Origin of the sequence: Amycolatopsis sp. NPDC057786 (assembly GCF_042797905.1) — a bacterium.
Classification (GTDB): Bacteria; Actinomycetota; Actinomycetes; order Mycobacteriales; family Pseudonocardiaceae; genus Amycolatopsis.
Window position 1 is genome coordinate 1 of record NZ_JBHVKW010000185.1, and the last position, 6,778, is coordinate 6,778.

The 6,778-nt window shown below is 68.3% G+C and carries 6 protein-coding genes; 4 read left to right on the forward strand and 2 right to left on the reverse strand.

From position 1 onward, the window contains the following. Nucleotides 1-57 precede the first annotated feature (57 nt). Nucleotides 58-1,866, reverse strand: a complete 1,809-nt coding sequence (gene xsc, locus ACFVM3_RS41535) for a sulfoacetaldehyde acetyltransferase (RefSeq protein WP_378445369.1) — start codon at nt 1,864-1,866, stop codon at nt 58-60. A gap of 144 nt (nt 1,867-2,010) precedes the next feature. Between xsc and ACFVM3_RS41540 the strand changes: the two genes are divergently transcribed. From ACFVM3_RS41540 to ACFVM3_RS41550, 3 genes are read left to right on the forward strand one after another with little or no spacing between them, the layout of a single operon-like run. Then, the gene (locus ACFVM3_RS41540; protein ID WP_126734248.1) at nt 2,011-2,811 is read left to right on the forward strand and encodes an IclR family transcriptional regulator; all 801 of its coding nucleotides are present in this window, start codon (nt 2,011-2,013) and stop codon (nt 2,809-2,811) included. Nucleotides 2,812-2,820: 9 nt separating this feature from the next. Further along, on the forward strand, nt 2,821-3,753 hold the full coding sequence (locus tag ACFVM3_RS41545; RefSeq protein ID WP_378445371.1) for an AAA family ATPase: 933 nt from the start codon (nt 2,821-2,823) through the stop codon (nt 3,751-3,753). After that, nucleotides 3,750-5,438 carry a cobalt chelatase gene (locus ACFVM3_RS41550; RefSeq protein WP_378445373.1) on the forward strand — a complete coding sequence of 563 codons (1,689 nt, stop codon included), beginning with the start codon at nt 3,750-3,752 and terminating at the stop codon, nt 5,436-5,438. The genes ACFVM3_RS41545 and ACFVM3_RS41550 overlap by 4 nt, the downstream gene beginning before the upstream one ends. Before the next feature lie 35 nt (nt 5,439-5,473). Here the strand turns inward: ACFVM3_RS41550 and ACFVM3_RS41555 are convergent, their stop codons facing one another. Beyond that, nucleotides 5,474-5,824, reverse strand: coding sequence for an antitoxin (locus ACFVM3_RS41555; RefSeq protein ID WP_378445375.1), 351 nt, complete (start codon nt 5,822-5,824; stop codon nt 5,474-5,476). 241 nt (nt 5,825-6,065) lie between these two features. Here ACFVM3_RS41555 and ACFVM3_RS41560 point away from each other — a divergent pair, with 241 nt between their 5' ends. Further along, complete coding sequence (locus ACFVM3_RS41560; RefSeq protein ID WP_378445377.1) at nt 6,066-6,671, forward strand: OmpA family protein; 606 nt, start codon at nt 6,066-6,068, stop codon at nt 6,669-6,671. The last annotated feature ends 107 nt before the right edge of the window (nt 6,672-6,778 follow it).

The window sequence follows — 6,778 nt, forward strand, 5'->3', positions numbered from 1 at the left end:
GGCCCCCTTCCCTCGGCTGAGCCGAGTGAAGGGGGCCTTCACGCGCGAAACCGCGGACTACACGTAGTCCTTGTACTTCTCCAGGAACCGCACCGGCTTGGACAGCGCGTCCCGCCGGAACGGGTCGCCCAGCTCACGGGTGCACATGATCTCGATGACGGTCGTCTTGCCCTCGTTCATCTGCGCGTCGACGGCGCGCTGCAGCGCGGGGCCGACCTCGTCGAGCTTCTCGACGACGATGCCTTCCGCGCCCATCGCCTTCGCGATCCCCGCGAAGCTCTCGCTCTCAAGCTCACCCGCGACGAACCGCCGGTTGTAGAAGTCGACCTGGTTCTTCTTCTCCGCGCCCCACTGCCGGTTGTGGAAAACCACCGCCGTGACCGGGATGTCGTGGCGGACCGCGGTCATGATCTCGCCCATGCTCATCCCCCACGCGCCGTCGCCGGCGTAGGAGATCGCGGGCCGGTCGGGCGCCGCGGCCTTGGCGCCGATGATGGTCGGCAGCGCGTACCCGCAGTTGCCGAAGCTCATCGGGGCGAAGAAACTGCGCGGCTCCTCGAAGCGCAGGTAGCTGTTCGCGACCGAGTTGATGTTGCCGATGTCGGTCGACACCATCACCCGCGGCGGCATGGCCTTCTCCAGCTCCCGCAACACTTCCCGCGGGTGCAGCCAGTTGCCTTCCTCGCTCTCCTGCTCCGCGATCATGTCGAGGCTGAACGGGTCGGTCTCGTGGGTCCAGGCGTCGAGCTCGGTCTCCCACGCGTCCTTCTCCGCCTTGATCTTCGCCGCGCGAGCGTCCTTTGTGGAGTCACAGGCCAGTGTCCGGTCCGCCAGGCGCTTGGTCAGCGCGACCGCCGCGTCCTTGGCGTCGCCGCAGATGCCGACGGTGATCTTCTTGACCAGGCCGAGCATCTTGTGGTCCGCGTCGATCTGAATGATCTTCGCGTCCTTGGGCCAGTAGTCCATGCCGTGCTGCGGCAGCGTGCCGAACGGGCCGAGGCGCGAGCCGAGCGCGATCACGACGTCCGCCTGCGAGATCAGCTTCATCGCGGCCTTGGAACCCTGGTAGCCCAGCGGTCCGCACCACTGTGGGTGGCTCGCCGGGAACGAGTCGTTGTGCAGATAGCTGTTGACCACCGGCGCGCCGAGGCGTTCCGCGAGCGCCTTGCACTCCTCGACGCCGTCGGCCATCACGACCCCGCCGCCGGAGATGATCACCGGGAACTCCGCCGTGGCCAGCAGCGCGGCGGCCTCGTCGAGGCTCCGCTCGCCGCCGGGACCGCGATCGAGCCTGGCGGGCTCCGGGATCTCGGCCTCGATCTCGCCGTAGAAGAAGTCGCGCGGGATGTTGAGCTGCGTCGGGCCGAGCTCGGAGTGGGCGCGGTCGAAGCAGCGGCCGGTGTACTCGGCCATCCGCTTCGGGTTGTTGACGTGCCCCTGGTACTTGGTGAACTCCTGGAACATCGGCAGCTGGTTGGCCTCCTGGAAACCGCCGAGGCCGGTGCCCATGGTGCCCGCTTCCGGAGTCACGATGACGACCGGGCTGTGCGCCCAGTACGCGGCCGCGATCGCGGTCACGCAGTTGCTGATGCCGGGGCCGTTCTGCCCGATGACGACACCGTGCCTGCCGCTCACCCTGGCGTAGCCGTCGGCCATATGCCCGGCGCCCTGTTCGTGCACGACCGGTACCAGCCGGATCCCCGCCGGCGCGAAGATGTCCATCGCGTCCATGAACGCCGACCCCATGATGCCGAAGATGTCGGTGACGCCGTTCGCCACGAGCGTCTCGACGAAGGCCTCGGACGGGGTCATCTTCTTCCGGCCGCTGACGACCACGCGGCCGTCACCCGTCTTCCGTTCCGTCATGTTCCGCTCCTTCGACAGGCGAGATTTACAAAAATCGGTACGTGGCGTTCCTGAAATCAGGATGCGACCGACGATAGGACGCAGATCGTCGAGCGTCAACGCCGGATTCTGGAAACCGAGACGCCATGTGCTACTTTTCGGAACATGGAGCTGCTTCGCGAACCCGATCCGATCAACGGGGACACGCCGACCATGCGGCTGTTCTCCCTGCTCGAGCTGATCGCCGCCAAGGACCAGCTGGTCTCCCTGCAGGGCCTCGTCGAGGAGACCGGCCTGCCGAAACCAACGCTGCACCGCATGCTGCAGCAGCTCGAAGGGGCAGGCCTGCTGGTCCGCCAGGCCGACGGCCGCCACTACGGCACCGGCCACCGGCTGCGACGGCTCGCGGAGAACCTGCTCCTCAACGCGACCCACCACGGCGCCCGGCACGCCGTCCTGCGCCACCTCGTCGACGAACTCGGTGAGAGCTGCAACGTGACCACGTTGTCGGGCAACGAGATCGTGTACCTCGACCGGGTGGAGACGCCGGAACCGCTGCGGTTCTACCTCCGGCCCGGCTCGCGCGTGCCGATCCACTGTTCGGCCAGCGGCAAGATGATCCTCGCGCAGATGAGCCCGTCGCAGCGGCGGAAACTGCTCGCGCACGCGCCGCTCAAGCAGTACACGAACAAGACCCTCACCGACCTCGACGCGCTCGAAGCCGAGTTCACCCGCATCCGCCGCGACGGGTTCGCGCTCGACGACGAGGAATTCCTGCCCGGCTTGGTGTGCGTCGCGGTCCTCGTGCCGGGGCGCGCCAACCTCTGCGTCGCCGTGCAGGCGCCCGTCATGCGGCTGACACCGGACAAGGCGCTGCAGACACTACCCGCGCTGCAGCGCGCGGCCGAGGCGATCAGCCGCGTCGACGCCGAGGGCGCGTCCGAACCGGAAAGTGTTCCGTCGTAAGGAGTTCTCATGGTCCCCGAGCTACGGCTCCCGGTACGCGAAGTCTTCGGCATCGATTCGGACCTCGTCGTCGGCGCGTTCCGCGAGCGCGGCGAACACGTCCCCGAGATCGACGAGGCGTACCGCTTCAACCCGGACGTGACACTGGCCCTGCTCGCCGGATTCACCCGCGACCGCCGGGTACTGGTGCAGGGCCTGCACGGCACCGGAAAGTCGACCCATATCGAACAGGTCGCCGCACGGCTCAACTGGCCGTGCGTGCGCGTCAACCTGGACGGCCACCTCAACCGCCTCGACCTCGTCGGCCGCGACGCCGTCGTCCTGCGTGAGGGCAAGCAGGTCACCGAGTTCCAGGAGAGCATCCTCCCGTGGGCGCTGCAGCGGCCGGTCGCGCTGGTGCTCGACGAGTACGACGCCGGCCGCCCGGACGTCATGTTCGTGCTCCAGCGGGTCCTCGAACGGGACGGCAAGTTCACCCTCACCGATCAGAACCGGGTCCTGCGGCCGCATCCGTCGTTCCGGCTGTTCGCCACCGCCAACACGGTCGGGCTCGGCAACCTCAACGGGCTCTACCACGGCGCGCAGCGGCTGAACCACGCGCAGATCGACCGCTGGAACATCGTCGCGTCGCTGAACTACCTGCCCGCCGCCGAAGAGATCGCGATAGTGCGGGCGAGGGTCCCCAGCGTTTCCGAGTCGCTGGCGGCGTCGCTGGTCGCGGTGGCCGCCTTGACCCGCAAGGCTTTCCAGGCCGGTGACCTGTCCACCCTGATGTCCCCGCGCACCGTGATCACGTGGGCGGAGAACATCGAGATCTTCGGTGATCCGGCGACGGCGTTCCGGCTGTCCTTCGTGAACAAATGCGACGAAGCCGAGCGCGACCTGGTGGCGGAGTACTTCCAGCGCTGCTTCGACGACGAGCTCCACCTGCTCTCGGCATGACCGCGGGGCAGGCCGAAACCCGGCGCCGCAACCAGGTCGAGGAGCTGTGCGCGGCCGCGGTCCGCGCGCTCACCGGCGATCCGGCGCTCCACTTCCGGGCACGGCGCCTGCACCGCGGGCGCGACCCGCTCCCCCTGCACGCACCGCATCTTCGCCACTCGGCCGACGACGATCTGCTGTCGTCCCGCGGGATCGCGGACGGGATGGCGCTGCGCTTGACGTCCTCCGACGCCGCCCTGCACCGGAGCCTGTGCCCGCGAGACCCGGCCGAACGCGGGATTTTCGAGCTGCTGGAACAGTTCCGCGTCGAGTCGCTGCCGCCCGCGGACCTTCCGGGAATGCGGCGGAACCTGCGCCTCCGCCATCTGCGCTGGTCACTGGAGTTCCACCGGTCCGGTCTGACCGAGACCGCGCGCGGACTGCTGCTGTACACGGTCGCGCAGATCTGCCGGTCGAGGATCACCGGCGAACCGGTGGTCGAGGAGACCGAGGACCTCATCGAGGCGACCAGGTTCGCGCTGGCGCCTTCCCTCGGCCACGACCTCGCCGGGCTTCGGCGGCACCGGACGGACCAGAAGGCGTTCGCCGAACACGCGTTGGCGATCGCCCGGACGACCGGCGTCCTGCTCGCCGGGACCGAGCAGGACGCCGGGGACGAGGGTGATCCCACCGACCCGCGGTTCAGTCTCGTGATCGACTTCGACGCGAGCCACGGGGAACAGATTCCCACCGCGACCACCGGCACCAGCCGGACCTTGGGCGAATCCGGTGCGGCGTACCGGGTTTTCACCACCGCGTACGACCGCGAACGGCGTGCGTCGGACCTGGTGCGCCCCGGGCTGCTGGCGGAACTCCGCGAACGGCTCGACCGGCGGGTCGCCAGGCAGGGCGTCGGCGCGGGACGGCTGGCACGTGACCTCAAGGCGGTGCTCGCCGAGCCCGCGCGCGACGGCTGGGACGGCGGTCAGGAGGAAGGCCACCTCGACGGCCGCACCCTTGCCCAGCTGATCAGCTCGCCCACCGAGCGCCGGATCTTCCGCACCGAGCGGATCGAACCGGTGGCGGACACCCTCGTGACGTTCCTCATCGACTGCTCGGGTTCGATGACAGCGCACGCGGAACCCGTTGCCGCGCTGGTCGACCTCTTCGCGCGCTCGATCGAACTCGCCGGCGCGTCCTGCGAGGTACTCGGCTTCACGACCGGCGCATGGAACGGCGGCGGCCCCGGGCGGGAATGGAGACGAGCGGGACGGCCGCGCCATCCCGGCAGGCTCAACGAACGCCTGCACCTCGTGTTCAAGGACGCCGAAACCCCATGGCGCCGGGCGCGCCCGGATCTCTCTGCGCTGCTGAAAGCCGATCTGTTCCGGGAAGGGATCGACGGCGAGGCGGTTGCCTGGGCCTGCGACCGGATGCGCGCGCGGACGGAGTCACGCCGGATCCTGCTCGTCCTCTCCGACGGCAGTCCCATGGACGGCGCGACGAGCCTGGCGAACGATCCGCACTACCTGGACGAGCATCTGCGGGAAACGGTGCTGCGCGAGGAGAACGCCGTCGAGATCCGCGGGATCGGCGTGGGGCTCGACCTCAGCCCCTTCTACCGCCGCTCCCGGGTTCTCGACACCTCGGTCACGTCCGGGTACGCACCGTTCCGGGACGTCCTCGAACTGCTCTCCCGTGGGTGAACACCGCCGGTTCCCTTCCCTGAGCCGTGGAGGGCTCAGCGGCCGTAGCCACCCTCTTCACCGCTGTTCCCGCCGAACTCGGCGCGCTGTCCTTGGTCGCCGCCGTACTCGTTGCCCTGGCCGCCACCGTATTCGTTGCCGCCCTGGCCGCCGCCGTACTCGTTGCCCGCCTGACCGCCGGGCGCTTCGTTGCCGAAACCGCCACCCTGCTGTTGCTCTTCGTTCCGCTGTTCGCCGCCGGACTCGCCGAGGAAGCCTTTGGCCTTGTCGGCGGCCGAGTCGATCTTGTCGGAGTGTTCACCGAAGCGGGATTTCGCGAAATCGGCGGCCTTGTCGACGTGCTCCCCGCTCACCTTGTCCTTCATGCCTTCGAAGTCGATACCCACGAGAACTCCTCACCTATCGCGAATACGCCGAGTACCGGCGCATAACTCCATCAAAGTCGCTTCGCGCCCCACCGCAACTTGAGCGGGACGGTCGGGTGAGTCGTCCGACCTTCACCTCTTTTACCCTTTGCGGACAAGGAAATCGGACTCGACCACCGCGAACGCGGATCGCCGGAGGTAGCTCACTCGGGTGGACTTACCACCGCTCCACCGTGCCACGATTGGCGCTTTTAGCCCTTTCGTGTTCGTATCCCTGGGGTCAGCCAAAGCGGACACGGCCAAAGGGAGTTCGAACTTCATGCGCAGGAATATTGCCCGGACGGTAACGGGCGTGGCGATCGTGGCCGGCCTGGTCGCCGCGTGCGGCTCCGAGGGCGAAAACGGTGCGGCTGGAACATCCGGCGCGAATGGAACCGCTTCAAGCGCGGCCGCTGCGCCGTCCTCCGGCGACGGAGCCCCCGCCTCCTCGGGAGCCGGCACCGGAGACGCGGGTCAGGCAGGTGGCGAGGCAGCGCAGAAGGTGACCGCCGCGATCCAGCAGGCGCTCCAGCAGTCACCGATCACCTTCACCACGGAAAGCGCCGAACTGTCCGAGAAGAGCAAGGCCGCACTCGGCGAGATCGCCAAGGCCATGCAGGGCAACGACGTGAAGATCATGGTCGCCACCCACGCGGGTTACCCCGACGCGGAAAAGTCCAAGGCGCTCTCCGAAAAGCGCGCCGAAGCGATCACCGCCGCGCTCGAAGGAGCGGGCGTGGCCAAGGATCGCGTCAAGACCGAAGCGACCGGCAACGAAAAGGCACAGGGCGACAAGGCGTTGGACACGCAGATCACCGTCGCACAGTGACCTTCGACGGAAGCGCGGGTGGGCGGAGCGATCCGCCCACCCCCCCCCCGGCCCAAAAGGATCGCCCCCGCGGGTTTGCCAAAAAACGCGCCCCAAATAAAACCGCC

Bases quoted from the DNA above. Each gene is read 5' to 3' on its own strand.
- ACFVM3_RS41550 (WP_378445373.1), top strand. From the start codon at position 3,750: ATGACCGCGGGGCAGGCCGAAACCCGGCGCCGCAACCAGGTCGAGGAG.
- xsc (WP_378445369.1), bottom strand. From the start codon at position 1,866: ATGACGGAACGGAAGACGGGTGACGGCCGCGTGGTCGTCAGCGGCCGG.
- ACFVM3_RS41540 (WP_126734248.1), top strand. From the start codon at position 2,011: ATGGAGCTGCTTCGCGAACCCGATCCGATCAACGGGGACACGCCGACC.
- ACFVM3_RS41545 (WP_378445371.1), top strand. From the start codon at position 2,821: ATGGTCCCCGAGCTACGGCTCCCGGTACGCGAAGTCTTCGGCATCGAT.